Genomic DNA, 15,775 nt, shown 5'->3' on the forward strand with positions numbered 1-15,775 from the left:
CCAGGTAGCCCGAGCAATCCCAGCCGGTCCGGCACACCCAGCCGGTCTGGGGGCACCTCCCAGCGAGGCTGGAACGCGTGCCTCGGCCCGCCCGGCGAGGCGGATCTTGTGCCTCGGCCCGCCCCCGCGAGGCCGGCGCGGCTCGCCCCCGGAGGGGCTGCGCGGGTGCGCCGCGGACGGCGGGCAGCGGCAGGGGCGGCGCCCCCGGACCCGGCCATCGGGTCACCGCGAGGCGGACACCCCCCGGGCAGCCCAGCGCCACCCCACCTCCAGCAACCCCGCCCCCACCACCCCCACCCCCACCGCCCCCCAAGGCACCCCCACCCCCACCAACCGCAACGCGAAGAACTCCTGCAACCACGGCACCGCCAACACCACCACAAACCCCGCCCCCATCGCCCCCACCAAACACACCCGCCACCATGTGTACGGCCGCGCCACGATCCCCAGCACCCACATCGACACCAGGAACAGCGTCAGCGTCGCCGCGCTGGTCTCCGCCTGGAGCGCGCCCGGGCCGCTGTAGTGCGCGCGGGCCAGCAGATACGTGGTGAAGGTGGCCGCCGCCACCACCACCCCCGCCGGGATCGCGTACCGCATCACCCGGCGCACGAAGTGCGGCTGCGCCCGCTCCCTGTTGGGGGCCAGCGCCAGGAAGAAGGCCGGCACCCCGATCGTCAGCGTCGAGATCAGCGTCAGATGCCGGGGCAGGAACGGGTACTCCACCTGGCTGCACACCACCAGCACCGCCAGCAGCACCGAGTACACCGTCTTCGTCAGGAAGAGCGTGGCCACCCGGGTGATGTTCCCGATCACCCGCCGCCCCTCCGCCACCACCGACGGCAGCGTGGCGAAGCTGTTGTTCAGCAGCACGATCTGGGCCACCGCCCGGGTCGCCTCGGACCCCGAGCCCATCGCGACCCCGATGTCCGCGTCCTTGAGGGCGAGGACGTCGTTGACCCCGTCCCCCGTCATGGCGACCGTGTGCCCCCGGGACTGGAGCGCCCCCACCATGTCCCGCTTCTGCTGCGGGGTGACCCGGCCGAAGACGGTGCGCGCCTCCAGCTCCGCCGCCATGGCGTCGCGTTCGGCGGGCAGGGCGCGCGCGTCGACGGTGTGCTCGGCGCCCGGGAGCCCGAGCTTCGCCGCCACCGCGCCCACGGAGACCGCGTTGTCCCCGGAGATCACCTTGGCGCTGACGACCTGCTCGGCGAAGTACCGCAGGGTGTCCGCCGCGTCGGGCCGCAGCCGCTGCTCCAGCACCACGAGCGCGGCGGGCCGGACGCCGTCGGCGACCGCCGGGGAGTCCAGCGGGACGTCCGACTCGGCCAGCAGCAGCACCCGCAGCCCCTGCTCGTTGAGCGCGTCGATCCCGGACAGCTCCGGCGCGCCGCCGGGCAGCAGCACATCGGGCGCGCCCAGGAGCCAGACGGAGGAGCCCCCGCCCTCGCCCCCGGTGAGGCTCGCACCGCTGTATTTGCGGGCCGACGAGAAGGGAAGGGTGTCGGTGGCGAGCAGTCCGCCGTGGTCGGGGTGGGCGTCGGCGATCGCCCGGAGGGAGGCGTTGGGATGCGGGTCGGCGGTGCCGAGGGCGCCGAGCACCTTCCGTACGCGGTCCTCGTCCGCCCCGCCGAGGGTCCGCACCTCCGTCACGTCCATCCCGCCCTCGGTGAGGGTGCCGGTCTTGTCGAGACAGACCACATCCACCCGGGCGAGCCCCTCGATCGCGGGCAGCTCCTGCACCAGGCACTGCCGGCGGCCGAGCCGGATCACCCCGATGGCGAAGGCGACGGAGGTGAGCAGCACCAGCCCCTCGGGGATCATCGGCACGATCCCGCCCACGGTCCGGGCGATGGAGTCCTTGAGGTTGCTCTGTTTGACGATCAGCTGGCTGATGACGAGCCCGGTCGCGGTCGGGATCATCATCCAGGTCACGTACTTGAGGATGGTGCTGATGCCGCTGCGCAGCTCGGAGTGGACGAGGGTGAAGCGGGACGCCTCCTCGGCGAGCTGCGCGGCGTAGGCCTCGCGGCCCACCCGGGTGGCGGTGAAGGAGCCGCCGCCCGCGACGACGAAGCTCCCCGACATCACCCGGTCCCCGGGCCGCTTGAGCACGGGGTCGGCCTCGCCGGTGAGCAGCGACTCGTCGATCTCCAGGCTCTCCGACTCCACCACCTCGCCGTCCACGACGACCTTGTCGCCGGGGCCCAGCTCCACCAGGTCCCCGAGGACGATCGCGGAGGTGGAGACCTCGGCGGCCCGTCCGTCGCGCCGTACGGTCGGCTTCGCCTCGCCGATGACCGCGAGCCCGTCGAGGGTCCGTTTGGCCCGCAGCTCCTGGACGATGCCGATCCCGGTGTTGGCGACGATCACAAAGCCGAAGAGGCTGTCCTGGATCGGCGCGACCACCAGCATGACCGCCCAGAGCACACCGATGAGGGCGTTGAAGCGGGTGAGGACATTGGCCCGGACGATCTCCCCGATGGAGCGGGAGGAGCGCACGGGTACGTCGTTGACCTCGCCCCGCGCGATCCGTTCCGCGACCTCGGCGGAGGTCAGCCCGGTGGCCCGGGCGCGCGCCTCGGGCAGCCGGACGGGGTGGACGGGGTCGAGTTCGGAGCCCGCGTCGATGAGCGGCCCGGTCCGGTGGTCCCGCCGGGCACGGGCCCCGCCGTCCGGCTCAGGGTCTTCCGTGTCGATCCCCGCACGCTGCGTCATGGTCCGTACGGTACGGAAGGAGCGGCGGCTCCACCCGTCGGGAAACGGGCCGTGTCCCGGCCGTACGGGCCGCCCGGTCTACTCCGCCGCGGAGTTCTCCGCCGAGCGCCGCGCGGCCTCCGCGCGCTTGATGGCGGCGTCGCGCCCGCGGACGTACCAGATGCCGATCAGGCCCAGCCCGGCGCCGGCCAGACAGGTCCACACCCACCACATCAGATCGCGGTCGGCGAACCAGCCGTAGAAGGGGATCTGCACCAGGAAGAGGACGAACCAGATGATCGTGCCACCGGTGATGGTGGCGACCACGGGCCCCTCCAGGGGTTCGGGTGCCTCGTGCCGGGGAGTCCACTTCGCCATGTCTGGAGTGTAGGCCCACCCGGTCGGCCGGCAGGGGTGGCCTTCCAGGGGCCTTCCGGGGGCCGGTCGGGGGCCGGTCGGGCCGGGCGCCGCACGGGTCTACGCGCGAAGATGGCGATCATCCGTTCATATGTTCATACTGAAACGGTTTGCCCCTGACCTGATTCATTCGTAGGAATATCCAAGCCAAGCCAGTGATGAGGACGGAATGACCCCGTCGGCCGACGCCGCCGCCCCCGAGCACTCGCCGAAGGGCACCCCCAGCGGCCTGGACCGCTACTTCAAGATCTCCGAGCGCGGCTCCACCGTCGCCCGCGAGGTGCGCGGAGGCTTCGCCACCTTCTTCGCGATGGCGTACATCATCGTGCTGAACCCGATCATCCTCGGCAGCGCCAAGGACATGTACGGGCACCAGCTCGACAACGGCCAGCTCGTCACCGCCACCGTGCTGACCGCCGCCTTCTCCACCCTCCTCATGGGTGTCATCGGCAATGTCCCGATCGCGCTGGCGGCCGGTCTCGGCGTGAACACCGTCGTCGCCCTCCAGCTCGCGCCCAGGATGTCCTGGGCGGACGCCATGGGCATGGTGGTGCTCGCGGGCTTCGTGGTGATGCTGCTGGTCGCCTCGGGCCTGCGGGAACGGGTGATGAACGCCGTCCCGCGCAGTCTGCGCAAGGGCATCGCGATCGGTATCGGCCTCTTCATCATGCTCATCGGGCTGGTGGACGCGGGCTTCGTCTCCCGCATTCCGGACGTGGCCCAGACGACCGTGCCGCTCACCCTGGGCAGCGGCGGTCATCTGCTGGGCTGGCCGGTCCTGGTCTTCGTCCTCGGCGCGCTGCTCACCCTGGTGCTGATCATCCGCAAGGTGCCGGGCGCGATTCTGATCTCCATTGTGGCCATGACGGTGGTGGCGATGGTCATCGAGGCGCTCGCCGAGGTCCCGAGCTGGGGTCTGACCACCCCGAAGTGGCCGGGCAATCCGCTCAGCACCCCGGACTTCGGCCTGGTCGGCGAGGTGAGCCTGTTCGGCGGCTTCGAGAAGGTCGGCATCCTCACCGGCGCGCTCTTCGTCTTCACCGTGCTGCTGTCCTGCTTCTTCGACGCGATGGGCACCATCCTGGGCGTCGGCGACGAGGCGAAGCTGATGGACAAGGACGGCAACTTCCCCGGCATCAACAAGGTGCTCATCGTGGACGGCATCGCGGTCGCCTCCGGCGGCGCGACCTCGTCCTCGGCCACCACCTGCTTCGTCGAGTCCACGGCCGGTGTCGGCGAGGGCGCCCGCACCGGTCTGGCGTCCGTGGTCACCGGCGCCCTCTTCTCGGTGGCGCTCTTCCTCACCCCGCTCGCCACCATGGTCCCCTCCCAGGCGGCGACCCCCGCCCTGCTGGCGGTCGGCTTCCTGATCCTGGCCGGCTCGATCCGGGACATCGACTGGAGCGACTTCACCCTCGCGGTGCCCGCCTTCCTGGCCATGGTGATGATGCCCTTCACCTACTCGATCACCAACGGCATCGGTATCGGCTTCATCGCCTTCAGCGTGCTGCGCCTGGCCTCGGGCCGAGGCCGGGAGGTGCCGGTCGCGATGTACGCGGTCTCGGCGGTCTTCGTCTTCTACTACGCGATGCCCGCGCTGGGGCTGACCTGACGCACGGCGGCACCCGGAGGTGAGCGCCCGGACCGGCCGGTCCGGGCGCTCGCGCGCGTCCGGAGCCGTTCCGGGCCGCCCGCGCGCGTCCGGCGGGTGCCGGCGGGTGCCGGCGTGCCGGCCGGTGTTCGCGGGCATCCGCGTGAACCCGGTGGTCTTTAGGAAGGGTAATGAGTTATGCTAACAAACATGTCTGACCTGTCCCCTGGCGGCGCCGCCCGCGACCCCGCTCGCGAGGTGGCCGAGGTGGCCGCCGGCGCGGTACCCCCCGACGACGCCGCCGCCATCAGCGCTCTGCGCTCCGCCGTGATGCGGCTGGGCCGGCGGCTGAAGCACCAGCGCGTCGACGAGTCGCTGAGCCCCACCGAGATGTCGGTGCTCGGCACCCTCGCCCGCTGCGGCAGCGCCACCCCCGGCGAGCTGGCCCGCAAGGAGCATGTCCAGCCGCCGTCCATGACCCGCATCGTGGCGCTGCTGGAGGCCAAGGGACTGGTCCGGCTGGAGCCGCACCCCGACGACCGCCGGCAGAAGGTCGTCAGCCAGACCGAGCAGGCCGAGGCCATGCTCGACGAGAGCCGCCGCAAGCGGAACGCCTGGCTGGCGGAGCTCGCCGAGGGACTGGACGAGGACGAATGGGCCAGGCTGCGTGCCGCCGCCCCTGTTCTGGAGAAGCTCGCGCACCTGTAGGAAACACAACGAGGAGGCGACACTTTTGCGTACGGGACCCGGAGCAGACTCCGCACCCGCACCTTCCCCTGCGACCATGTTCAGCTCACTGAGAATCCGGAACTACCGGCTCTTCGCCATCGGCCAGGTGGTCTCCAACACCGGTACCTGGATGCAGCGCATCGCCCAGGACTGGCTGGTTCTGACCCTGACCGGATCGGCGTCCGCCGTCGGTATCACGATCGCTCTGCAGTTTCTGCCGATGCTGCTCTTCGGGCTGTACGGCGGGGTGCTCGCCGACCGCCTCCCCAAGCGCCCCCTGCTGCTGGGCACCCAGTCCGCGATGGGGCTCACCGGAATCGCGCTCGCCGTCCTCACCCTCACCGGAGAGGTCCAGGTCTGGCACGTCTATCTGACGGCCTTCCTGCTCGGGCTGGTCACCGTGGTGGACAACCCGGCGCGGCAGACCTTCGTCGCCGAACTCGTCGGCCCGGACCAACTGGCCAACGCGGTCAGCCTGAACTCCGCGAACTTCCAGTCCGCCCGGCTGGTCGGACCCGCCGTCGCCGGTGTGCTGATCACCGCTGTCGGCAGCGGTTACGCCTTCCTCTTCAACGGGCTCTCCTTCATCGCGCCCATCGCCGCGCTGCTGCTGATGCGCACCGCCGATCTGCACCGGGTCGACCGCGCCCCGCGCGGGAAGGGCCAGCTGCGGGAGGGGCTGAGGTATGTCTCCTCGCACCCCGAGCTGATCTGGCCCATCGTCCTCGTCGGTTTCATCGGCACCTTCGGCTTCAACTTCCCGATCTGGCTCACCGCCTTCGTCCACGACGTCTACGACTCGGGCGCGAGCACCTACGGCCTGCTGAACACCCTGATGGCGGTCGGCTCCCTGGCCGGCGCCCTGCTCGCGGCCCGGCGGGCCACCTCGCGGCTCCGCATACTGGTGGGCGCGGCGGTGCTCTTCGGGGCGCTGGAGATCGTGGCCGCCGTCGCCCCCACTTTCTGGATCTTCGCCCTGGTGATGGTGCTGGTGGGGATGTTCGGCCTCACGGTCAATGTCACCGCCAACTCCAGCATCCAGATGGCGACGGACCCGGCGGTGCGCGGCCGGGTGATGAGTCTGTTCATGATGGTCTTCGTGGGGGGTACGCCGCTGGGCGGGCCGCTCTTCGGCTGGATCACCGACGCGTATGGGCCCCGGGTGGGGCTGGCGGCGGGCGGGGCGATCTCGCTGGCGGCGGCGCTGGGGGTGGGGGTGATGCTGGCGCGTGCGGGCGGGTTGCGGCTCAAGGTGGACTTCCGCCGGGGCCACAAGCACCTGACGGTGGTCCCGCGCCCCCGCCCCAACCCCCGCGTATCCACCCCGGCCTGACCCACCCCGCACGATCCCCCGCAGCCCGGGCCTCCGGCACGAATTCCAGCCCCGCCGGGCGATTGAGGCGCGAGGGTTCGGGGGCTGGTCCCCGACGGTGGCCCGCGGGGTGCGGGGTCCTGTGGCCCGGGGTCTGCCCTCAAACGCCCCCAGAGCTGCCTCTGGGAGGTGCCCCCGGACGGGCTGGGTTGGTCGGTCTGTGCGGGGTCCTGTCGCACAGGGTCCGTCCTCAAACGCCGGACGGGCTGGGTTTGTGCGGGGTCTGTCCTCAAGCTCCCCCAGAGCTGCCTCTGGGAGGTGTCCCAGGTGGGCCGGGTTTGCTCAGCCTCTCCGGCGGGCTGAGGCACGAATTCCAGCCCCGCCGGCGATTGAGGCGCGGGGGTTCGGGGGCTGGTCCCCGGCACGAGACGGTCGGCGGCCGGCCCCTGGGCGCGAGGGACGGGGGGGACGCGGGTTAACCTCGTGGGGTGAACTCCAAGACCAGAAACAAGATCATGGCGGGCGTCCTCGTGCTGATGTTCGCGATCATCGCGGTGGCGGCCGTGGCCGGCGTCTGACACCCACCCCACCCCGGCCGGGCCGGGCGGCCGCACCGCCGCCACCCGGCCCCCACCACTCCGTACCCACCGGCACGGCACCGGCACCCGGCCAGGCGCCGCACCTGCGCCGCACCCGTCTACCAGGCGAAGGCCTCCGGCGACGGCCCCGTCCCCGGGAAGATCTCCTCCAGCGCCGTCAGCAGCTCCTCGCCCAGCTCCAGCTCCACCGCGCGCAGCGCGCTCTCCAGCTGTTCGGCGGTGCGCGGCCCGACGATGGGCCCGGTCACCCCCGGCCGGGTCAGCAGCCAGGCCAGCGCGGTCTCACCCGGCGCCAGACCGTGCTTGTCGAGCAGGTCCTCGTACGCCTGGACCTGCTCCCGCACCCCGGGCCGGCTCAGCGAGTCCGCCGCCAGACCCGCGGTCCGCCGGGGTCCTTGCGACTCCTTCTTGAGCACTCCGCCGAGCAGCCCGCCGTGCAGCGGCGACCAGGGGATGACCCCGAGGCCGTACTCCCGCGCGGCGGGGATGATCTCCATCTCCGCGCGGCGCTCGTAGAGGTTGTACAGGCACTGCTCGCTGACCAGCCCGTACGACCCCTTCCGCGCGGCGTTCTCATTGGTCTGGGCGATCTTCCAGCCGGGGAAGTTGGACGATCCCGCATAAAGGATCTTGCCCTGCTGGATCAGTGTGTCGACGGCCTGCCAGATCTCCTCCACCGGGGTGTCCCGGTCGATGTGGTGGAACTGGTAGAGATCGATGTGGTCGGTGCCGAGCCGCTGGAGACTCGCCTCCACGGACCGGCGGATATTGAACGCGGAGAGCTTGTGGTGATTGGGCCAGGGATTTCCGTCGGGGCTCATATCGGCGTACACCTTGGTGGCGAGCACGACCTTGTCCCGGCGGTCGCCGCCCTTGGCGAACCAGCTTCCGATGATCCTCTCGGTGTTGCCCTTGTTCTCGCCCCAGCCGTAGGCGTTGGCCGTGTCGAAGAAATTCACCCCGGCGCCGAGAGCGGCGTCCATGATCGAATGGCTGTCCGCCTCGGTGGTGTGCGGACCGAAGTTCATCGTGCCGAGGACGAGACGGCTGACTTTGAGTCCGGTGCGTCCGAGCTGTGTGTACTTCATGAACACCAAGCCAACGCCTTGGAGCGCGCTCGAAGCAAGAGCGGACCGGAGCCTCGTCGCGGCCGGCGGCCGGGCCGGCGCGCCGGGCGGCGGGGGAGCGGCGCGGACGGGACCGCGCCGGCGGCCACGGAGCGTCACCGGAATGCCGTCCCGCACGGTGAACACCCCGCTACAGCCTGACCGAAACTGGCCCCTGCTTCCGTGAACCTTTCGGGCCGCTGCGGACAACAACGGGATGACAGGCTGACCGCTTGACCCGTGGAGCTGATGTGACCGGACCGCCGGCCGCCCCCGATGACGCCGAGGTCGTCGCCCAATCGCTGGCGCACCCCGACGTCTTCGCCCTGCTCTACGACCGGCACGCGTCCGACATCCACCGCTACGCCGCCCGCCGCCTCGGGGAGGGCGCCGCGGAGGACATCATGGCGGAGACCTTCCTCATCGCCTTCCGCAGCCGCCGCCGGTACGACACCGCCCGCGGCAGCGCCCGCCCCTGGCTCTACGGGATCGCCGCGAAGCTCATCGGGGGCCACCGGCGCAGTGAGGAACGGGCGTTGCGGGCGATGGCGAGAAGCGGGGAGGACCCGCTCGCCGACGCCTGGAGCGACCGTTCCGACGACCGTCTCGCCGCACAGGCCCCGCTCGCCGGCGCGCTCGCCGCGCTGTCGCCGGGCGACCGGCACGTCCTGCTGCTCATCGCCTGGGCCGACCTCGGATACCAGGAGGTCGCCGAGGCCCTCGGGATTCCCCTCGGCACCGTGCGGTCCCGTCTCAACCGCGCCCGTCGCAAAGTGCGCGAGGCCCTGATCGCCGATCCCGCGTTCACCCCCGATGACACGGAGCTGACCCCGTCATGGATGAGATGACCCGCGTGCGCGAGCTGCGCGCCCACACCCCGGCTCCCGGCCGTGCCGTGCTCACCGCGGGCCGCCGCAGACTCACCGAGGCCATCGCGGACGACGGCCGCCGGACCGCGCCCGTCCGGGGCCGGTTCGGCGGCCGGCTGCGCGGTCTCGGCTCCGACTGGCGGCTCGCCTCGCTCGGCGCCGCCGCCGCCATCACCGCCGCGGCGCTGCTCGCCAGCCACATCGGCACCGATCCGGCGGAACGGGACGGTTCCCAGCAGGCCGCCGGCCCCGATCTGCGGGACCCGGTCGCCCTGCTCAACCGGGCCGCCGCGGTGGTCCGGGACCAGCCCGCGGCCCCCGAGCCCGCCCCCGACCAGTGGATCTACACCAAGCAGGTGCTGGTGGATCAGCCGGTGCTGTCCTCGGCCGGCCGGCCGGACAGCGTCGAGGGGGACCCGGAGGGCTGGGTCCGCTACGCCGAACCCGCCGCCGAGAAGGACGCGTCGGACGGGGACCGCTCGGCCCGGGAGATCTACCGGATCGCGGAGGCGCTGCCCGACGACCCGGCGCGGGCCGCCGCCGAGGCCCGCCGTCTCTACCCGGCGGCCGATGACCGCGAGGGCCGCGCCGAGACCGTCTCCGAGCACAGCTTCCGCGCGCTGTGGCGGCTGATCGAGTCCTATCCGCTCTCCTCCAGGGCCCGGTCCAAGCTCTTCCGGGCCCTGGCCGCCGTCCCCGGGATCACGGTCGGCGACCGGCTGGTCGAGGACGCCGCGAGGCGGCCGGCCATCGCGGTCGGCCTCACCGGCGACGGCCTCGCTCCCGGCACCCGTACCGAAGTGCTGATCGACCCGAACGACTATCACTATCTGGGCAGCCGGACCGTGGCCTCGCGCGATCACCGGACCGATCCGCCCACGCATATGAACCAGCCGAGCCACCGATATGCCAAAGGTGACGTCCTCTACAGCGAGGCCCGCACAGACGCAGCGGTCGTGGACGCAGAGGGCCAGACGCCATAACCACGGGGGAAGCCGCGCCACGGGGGCACAGAATTCCCGGTTCATGCCGGGTTGCCTGCGCACTATGTAGCTCATGTCACATCGAGCGATTCCATCCGGACCTGTCCGGACGCGGTTGGCCCTGAGCTAGGAAAGCAGCGATGCCAGAGATTTCGATTGTCGTACCGTGCTTCAACGAGAGTGAGGTGATCGAGGCCTTTCACACCACGCTCGTCGGTGTTCTGGAACCGACGGGCAGGAGCTTCGAAATCTGTTACGTGGACGACGGGAGCGGCGACCACACACGTGCCCATCTCCAGGAACTCGCCTCCGCCGACCACCGCACCCGCTATACGTCATTCAGCCGTAATTTCGGCAAGGAATCGGCCATGCTGGCCGGCCTGCGCATGGCCCGGGGCGAGCAGGTCGTCCTGATGGACGCCGACCTCCAGCACCCGCCGGGACTGATCCCCCGGATGCTGGAACTCCGCGAGCACGGCTACGACCAGGTCGTGGCCCAGCGCGACCGCGCCGGCGAGGGGATGGTGCGGACCCGGCTCAGCCAGGCGTACTACCGGCTGGTGCGCCGCTTCATGGAGGTCGAGGTCATCGACGGCGCCGGGGACTTCCGGCTGCTGTCGCGGCGCGCGGTCGACGCGCTCCTCGCGCTCCCGGAGAGCAACCGCTTCTCCAAGGGGCTCTTCTCCTGGATCGGGTTCGACACCGTCAGCTTCACCTATCAGAACGTGGAGCGGGCCGCCGGCCAGTCCAAGTGGGGCGGGCGCCGGCTGCTCAACTACGGCATCGACGGGCTGCTCTCCTTCAACAGCCGCCCGCTGCGGATGGCGGTCCACGGCGGGCTGTGGCTCTTTCTCTCGGCTCTGGCGTACGCGCTGTGGATCGTGGCCAATGTCGTCGTCGACGGCGTCGACACGCCCGGTTACGCGACGCTGATCACCGTCATCGTGGGGATGAGCGGGGTCCAGATCGCGACCATGGGCGTCATCGGGGAGTACGTGGGGCGGATCTACCACGAGTCCAAGCGCAGACCCCACTATGTGGTCCGGGAGACCGACGGCTCCGGCGAGCGGCTGCCGGCCCCCGGTGCCGCGCTCGCCGCCCCGGCCGCCCGCACCGCCGCCCGCGCCGCCCCGGCCGCACACGCCGCCGGTGCGGCCCGCGCCGCCGGCCCCCGGCTCGGCGAAGGACGGTGGTGACCGTGGCCGTCGACACCCCGGCCCGGTCCTCCCGGTCCTCCCGGTCCGCCCCGGCCGCCCCCGCGGGCCCCTGGGCCGCGCGGTGGAAGGAGATCTGGCCGCCCGCCCTGGCGCTGCTGCCGCTGGGTCTGCTCACCGTCTCCTTCTGGTACGGGCGCCATGTGCGGCCCAGCGCCGACGAATGGTGCTTTCTGCCGGTCGTCCGGGACGACGGGATCTGGGGCCTGGCGGACAAGTTCTGGTCCACGGACAACGGACGCGTGGGCAACGGGCTGCTGGTCGGCCTCTACGCCGAGTTCCCGGTCGCCGGCCACCAGTGGTACGGCCCGGTCAGCGGGGCCCTGATGCTGGGGCTGCTCTGGGCCCTGACGGCGGCGCTGCTGCGCCGCACCGGGACCCGGGCCCCGCGCGGGGTGCCGCTGCTGGCCGCCGCGATGATCACCGCGGTGTTCCTGTTCGCCACCCCCAACACGTACAAGACGTTCTACTGGCCCGCCGCCTCCGTCTCCCACACGCTGGCCCCGGTGCTCTGCGCCGCCGCGGCGATCCCGCTGCTGCGGGCGCGCGGACGGGCGGGCCGGATCGCGGCGCTCGCCGTGGTCGCCGTGGCCGGGGTGTTCATGGGCACGCTCTCCGAGGAGGCGTCGGTCGTCTCGCTGGTGGTGCTCGGCGGCGCGGTCCTCGCCGCCGGTCGGCTCCTCGTCCCGGACGCGGCCCGCGCCGTGCGCGTCTGGTCGCTCACCGGCATCGCGGGCGTCGGCGCCGGCACCCTGCTGCTGATCAGCTCGCCCGGCTCGCGCAACCGCCGCAGCCGCTTCGACGCGGAGAGCGTCTCGATGCTGGCGCCCGAGTCGCTGTGGGGGTCCCTGCGGGGGTTCGCGGAGATCCTCGGGACGGTCCTGACGACCTGGCAGTACGTGGGTGCCGTCGCCGCGGGCGCCGTGCTCGGCCTGCTCGCGCGCCGGGCGCCGGGGGCGGCGGCCGGCCGGGCGCGCGCCGTCTTCCGGCCGGTCCGCCCCTCTCTGCCGCTGACCCTGGGGGCGGCGGCGTTCCTGGTCTCCGGCTATCTCTGCACCGTCATCACCTATCCGGTCTTCGGCGCGCGCGTGGTGACCACCGAGCGCACCTGGAACGACTATCTGCTGCTGTACGTGCTCCTGCTGGCCGCCGCCGGTGTCCTCATCGGCCGCCGGCTGCGCGACCGGGGCCCGGCTCCGGCGGGCGCCGCCGCTCTGGGCGCCGGGGCGCTGTGCGCCCTGGCCGTCGCCGGGCTCGCCGTCCCGCTGGAGGCCCTCGGCGACCGCATGTCGGTCCGCGCCCAGCAGTGGGACCGCCAGGACAGCCGGCTGCGCGCGGGGGCCGCGGCGGGGGAGACGGTGATGCCGTACACCCCGACGCGGGTGGGGAAGATGCTGGAGCCGTTCTCCCGCGACGGGAAGGGGTACTGGCCCGCCGGGTGCGTGGCCGACTTCTACGGCCTGGAGCGGGTGACGTACGCGCCGCCGGAGCGCTGAGCCACCCGGGGAGGGCGGGGGCCCGGTGTCAGCGGCCCCCGTCCTCCCGGGGCCGGTAGGGCCCGCCGAGCCCCCACGCCTGATGCATCGCCGTCGCGAACGCCTCCGCGAGTTTGTGCTCGCCCGAGGGCCCCGGGTGGGTGCCGTCGTAGGTGTCCGTGCCGATGTCGTACGACTCGGGGACGGAGGCCAGCAGCAGCGGCGCCGACGGCGTGTCCAGATCGGCGACCGCCTTCGCGAGCAGCACATTGAAGCGCGCGCACTCGGCGGCGAACGGCGCGTCCGTCAGCGCCCGCACATTGGGGATGACCGGCAGCAGCACCATCCGCACCCGGGGCGCGGCGGCCCGCGCCGCCGCGATGAAGGCGCGCACATTCACCAGGGTCTGGTCGCTGTCCGTGTAGAAGCCGAGATCGATCAGTCCCAGGGAGACCAGCAGCACGTCCGGCCGGTGCTCCGCCACCGTCTCGCCGATCAGCGGCGCCAGATGGAACCAGCCCTCGCCCCAGCCCGCGAGATGGCCCCGGGCCGCCGCCGGAAAGGGCGCGGCGTGGGCCGAGGGGTCCTCGGTGCCGTACAGACCGGTGCGCGGGCCGGTGATCTCGTACGGGCCGCCCGGGACCGAGCCGAGGTGCTGCCACATCCGGTAGCGCCAGGTGTAGTCGCCGGCGCGTCCGATGGTCATGCTGTCGCCGACGAAGAGAAAACGCATGGACGCCATGATGACCGATCCCGGCGCCGCCCCCGCTTCCTGTTCCCGTACCGGTCCTGTCGCGTGCCGGCAACGGACGCGCGGGCGGCGCCGGGGCCGGGGCCGGGATGGCAGGCTGGGGGCATGCGTTCGCTCCCGCGCGCCACCGGCGCCACCGCCGTCACGGCCGCCGCCGCCCTGCTCGTGCTCTCCGCCGCGTCCGTGCCCGCGTCCGCCGCCGGCGACCCCGGCTTCACCATCGAGGACCCCAGGATCAAGGAGTCCAGCGGCCTCGCCGCCAGCCGGGCGCATCCGGGCGTCTACTGGACCCACAACGACCAGGACGAGCCCCGGGTCTTCGCGGTCGACTCAAGGACCGGGAAGACGGTCGCGACGGTCACCCTGACCGGTGTCGGCAAGCCCCGTGACATGGAGGCGATCTCGGTGGGCCCGGACGGCCGGGTCCATGTCGGCGACATCGGGGACAACCTCGACGGCTCCTGGCCGCACGTCTGGATCTACGCGTTCCCCGAGCCGGAGCGGCTCCGGGACACCACGGTCCGCGCGACCCAGTACACCGTGAAGTACGCGGACGGCCCGCGCAACGCCGAGGCGATGATGGTGCACCCCCGGACCGGCCGGGTCTACATCGCCTCCAAGAACGAGGACGGCGGCCGGCTCTACGAGGGCCCGGCCTCGCTCGCCCCCTCGGGGACGAACACCTTCCGCCGGATCGGCGATGTGCCGTGGGTGACGGACGGCGCGTTCTCCCCGGACGGTACGGAACTGGTGCTGCGCTCCTACTTCAGCGCCCGCGGCTACGCCTGGAAGGACGGCCGCCTCGGCGCCGACCACCGCGTGCGCGCCCCGATCCAGGGCCAGTCCGAGTCGGTGAGCTACACACTCGACGGCGACGCGCTGATGTTCGGCTCGGAGGGCGAGCGGAGCGGGGTGGAACGGGTCGCCCTCGGCAAGGGCGGCACCGGCAAGCCCTCGTCGAAGGAGGCGGGTTCGGCCGCCGCCGACGAGGAGGGCGACGGCGACCGGAGGACGACCTACGGCGCCCTGGCCCTCGCGGCGGCCCTGGTCCTGGCCTTCGCCTTCAAGCGCCGCTCCCGCCGCTCCTGACACCCGCCGGGCGCCGCGCCCCCGACCGCGCCCGCGCCGGGCCGAGGGGCGGCGCGGCCGGGTCGTCTCTCTAGCCGGGGCCCGCGCACCCGGCGCGGCCCTCCCCGGCGCGCTCCCGCCCGGCGCGCTCCTCCTCGGCGCGGGCCTCCTCGGTGCGCTGTCGCACCAGCACCTCCAGCCCGTCGACGAACCGCCGCAGCCCGAAGGCGAAGTGGTCGAAGCCCTCGCTGAAGGTGTCCTCCCCGAGCTGCCCCATCAGCGGATATCTCCCGCTCTCCATCGCCCGGTCGAGGAAGGGCCGCTGGCGCTCCCAGAACTCCTCGTGGCTGAGCCCGGTGGCCTCCGCCGCCTCCGCCGCCTCGGCCTCCATCCGGGCGACCCCCGAGGCGATGCTCTGCACCGTGATGATCACCGAGATCAGCTCGGGGTCGCGCAGACGCGTCCCCCGCAGCACCGCGAGAGCGGCCTCCATGCTGTCCAGCGCGCTGGGCCCCAGTACGGTCCTGGCCTGGTTGACCTTGTGCAGCCAGGGGTGGGCCCGGTAGAGGGCGAGATAGCCGTGGGCCATGACCTCGATGGCGCCGCGCCAGTCGTGCTCCGCGTCGGCGGGCGGCTTCCAGGGGCAGGTGTCGCCGACCCGGTCCAGCATCAGATCGAGCAGCTCGGCCTTCCCGGGGACGTACCGGTACAGGCTCATCGTGCCGGTGCCCAGCTCCGTGGCGATCCGGCGCATCGAGACCGCGCCCAGGCCCTCCGCGTCGGCGATCCCGACGGCGGTGGTCACGACCCGGTCGAGGGTCAGCCCCGGCTTGGGCCCTCGGCTCGGCCGCTCGGCCGTGCCCCACAGGAGCTCCAGGCTGCGGTTGATATCGCCGCTGCCACTGGTTTCGGTCGTCATGGCCACACCTTATGTCCCTCCGCCGAACCCGCTGGACAGAAATTG

13 protein-coding genes are annotated in these 15,775 nt (G+C 72.4%); 8 read left to right on the forward strand and 5 right to left on the reverse strand.

Annotated elements, in window-relative coordinates:
- Window positions 1-222: 222 nt before the first annotated feature.
- Window positions 223-2,718, reverse strand: coding sequence for an HAD-IC family P-type ATPase (locus ABT122_RS19045; RefSeq protein WP_351553097.1), 2,496 nt, complete (start codon window positions 2,716-2,718; stop codon window positions 223-225).
- 78 nt (window positions 2,719-2,796) lie between these two features.
- Window positions 2,797-3,075 carry a DUF2530 domain-containing protein gene (locus ABT122_RS19050; protein ID WP_351553100.1) on the reverse strand — a complete coding sequence of 93 codons (279 nt, stop codon included), beginning with the start codon at window positions 3,073-3,075 and terminating at the stop codon, window positions 2,797-2,799.
- Window positions 3,076-3,283: 208 nt separating this feature from the next.
- Between ABT122_RS19050 and ABT122_RS19055 the strand changes: the two genes are divergently transcribed.
- From ABT122_RS19055 to ABT122_RS19065, 3 genes are all read left to right on the forward strand, one after another.
- Window positions 3,284-4,726, forward strand: coding sequence for an NCS2 family permease (locus ABT122_RS19055; RefSeq protein ID WP_351553103.1), 1,443 nt, complete (start codon window positions 3,284-3,286; stop codon window positions 4,724-4,726).
- 309 nt (window positions 4,727-5,035) lie between these two features.
- Entirely contained in the window at window positions 5,036-5,413 is a 378-nt protein-coding gene (locus ABT122_RS19060) for a MarR family winged helix-turn-helix transcriptional regulator (protein WP_351553206.1), read from the forward strand.
- 25 nt (window positions 5,414-5,438) lie between these two features.
- On the forward strand, window positions 5,439-6,767 hold the full coding sequence (locus ABT122_RS19065; RefSeq protein ID WP_351553106.1) for an MFS transporter: 1,329 nt from the start codon (window positions 5,439-5,441) through the stop codon (window positions 6,765-6,767).
- A gap of 676 nt (window positions 6,768-7,443) precedes the next feature.
- Here the strand turns inward: ABT122_RS19065 and ABT122_RS19070 are convergent.
- Window positions 7,444-8,433: an aldo/keto reductase gene (locus tag ABT122_RS19070; RefSeq protein ID WP_351553109.1), complete on the reverse strand. Its 990-nt coding sequence runs from the start codon at window positions 8,431-8,433 to the stop codon at window positions 7,444-7,446.
- Between the two features lie 269 nt (window positions 8,434-8,702).
- Here ABT122_RS19070 and ABT122_RS19075 point away from each other — a divergent pair, with 269 nt between their 5' ends.
- The 4 genes from ABT122_RS19075 to ABT122_RS19090 all read left to right on the forward strand — a co-directional run bounded on the left by ABT122_RS19075 (window position 8,703) and on the right by ABT122_RS19090 (window position 13,013).
- Complete coding sequence (locus ABT122_RS19075) at window positions 8,703-9,299, forward strand: RNA polymerase sigma factor (RefSeq protein WP_351553112.1); 597 nt, start codon at window positions 8,703-8,705, stop codon at window positions 9,297-9,299.
- The gene (locus tag ABT122_RS19080; protein WP_351553115.1) at window positions 9,287-10,303 is read left to right on the forward strand and encodes a CU044_5270 family protein; all 1,017 of its coding nucleotides are present in this window, start codon (window positions 9,287-9,289) and stop codon (window positions 10,301-10,303) included. The genes ABT122_RS19075 and ABT122_RS19080 overlap by 13 nt, the downstream gene beginning before the upstream one ends.
- 140 nt (window positions 10,304-10,443) lie before the next feature.
- Entirely contained in the window at window positions 10,444-11,499 is a 1,056-nt protein-coding gene (locus tag ABT122_RS19085; RefSeq protein ID WP_351553118.1) for a glycosyltransferase family 2 protein, read from the forward strand.
- A 2-nt stretch (window positions 11,500-11,501) separates the two neighbouring features.
- The gene (locus tag ABT122_RS19090; protein WP_351553121.1) at window positions 11,502-13,013 is read left to right on the forward strand and encodes a DUF6056 family protein; all 1,512 of its coding nucleotides are present in this window, start codon (window positions 11,502-11,504) and stop codon (window positions 13,011-13,013) included.
- A 28-nt stretch (window positions 13,014-13,041) separates the two neighbouring features.
- On the opposite strand, the gene ABT122_RS19095 is transcribed toward ABT122_RS19090, so the two are convergent.
- Window positions 13,042-13,725: a GDSL-type esterase/lipase family protein gene (locus ABT122_RS19095; protein ID WP_351553124.1), complete on the reverse strand. Its 684-nt coding sequence runs from the start codon at window positions 13,723-13,725 to the stop codon at window positions 13,042-13,044.
- A 123-nt stretch (window positions 13,726-13,848) separates the two neighbouring features.
- On the opposite strand from ABT122_RS19095, the gene ABT122_RS19100 reads away from it, so the two are divergent.
- The gene (locus ABT122_RS19100) at window positions 13,849-14,832 is read left to right on the forward strand and encodes a WD40 repeat domain-containing protein (protein ID WP_351553127.1); all 984 of its coding nucleotides are present in this window, start codon (window positions 13,849-13,851) and stop codon (window positions 14,830-14,832) included.
- A gap of 70 nt (window positions 14,833-14,902) precedes the next feature.
- Here the strand turns inward: ABT122_RS19100 and ABT122_RS19105 are convergent, their stop codons facing one another.
- The gene (locus tag ABT122_RS19105; RefSeq protein ID WP_351553130.1) at window positions 14,903-15,730 is read right to left on the reverse strand and encodes a TetR/AcrR family transcriptional regulator; all 828 of its coding nucleotides are present in this window, start codon (window positions 15,728-15,730) and stop codon (window positions 14,903-14,905) included.
- Window positions 15,731-15,775 lie beyond the last annotated feature (45 nt).

The sequence above is a fragment of the Streptomyces sp. NPDC001985 genome (genome assembly GCF_040296845.1).
Classification (GTDB): domain Bacteria; phylum Actinomycetota; class Actinomycetes; order Streptomycetales; family Streptomycetaceae; genus Streptomyces.

Excerpts from the sequence above, each read along its gene's own strand:
- ABT122_RS19060 (WP_351553206.1), top strand. The coding sequence starts at position 5,036 with ATGCGGCTGGGCCGGCGGCTGAAGCACCAGCGCGTCGACGAGTCGCTG.
- ABT122_RS19095 (WP_351553124.1), bottom strand. The coding sequence starts at position 13,725 with ATGCGTTTTCTCTTCGTCGGCGACAGCATGACCATCGGACGCGCCGGC.
- ABT122_RS19055 (WP_351553103.1), top strand. The coding sequence starts at position 3,284 with ATGACCCCGTCGGCCGACGCCGCCGCCCCCGAGCACTCGCCGAAGGGC.
- ABT122_RS19105 (WP_351553130.1), bottom strand. The coding sequence starts at position 15,730 with ATGACGACCGAAACCAGTGGCAGCGGCGATATCAACCGCAGCCTGGAG.
- ABT122_RS19100 (WP_351553127.1), top strand. The coding sequence starts at position 13,849 with ATGCGTTCGCTCCCGCGCGCCACCGGCGCCACCGCCGTCACGGCCGCC.
- ABT122_RS19080 (WP_351553115.1), top strand. The coding sequence starts at position 9,287 with ATGGATGAGATGACCCGCGTGCGCGAGCTGCGCGCCCACACCCCGGCT.
- ABT122_RS19070 (WP_351553109.1), bottom strand. The coding sequence starts at position 8,433 with ATGAAGTACACACAGCTCGGACGCACCGGACTCAAAGTCAGCCGTCTC.
- ABT122_RS19050 (WP_351553100.1), bottom strand. The coding sequence starts at position 3,075 with ATGGCGAAGTGGACTCCCCGGCACGAGGCACCCGAACCCCTGGAGGGG.
- ABT122_RS19045 (WP_351553097.1), bottom strand. The coding sequence starts at position 2,718 with ATGACGCAGCGTGCGGGGATCGACACGGAAGACCCTGAGCCGGACGGC.
- ABT122_RS19085 (WP_351553118.1), top strand. The coding sequence starts at position 10,444 with ATGCCAGAGATTTCGATTGTCGTACCGTGCTTCAACGAGAGTGAGGTG.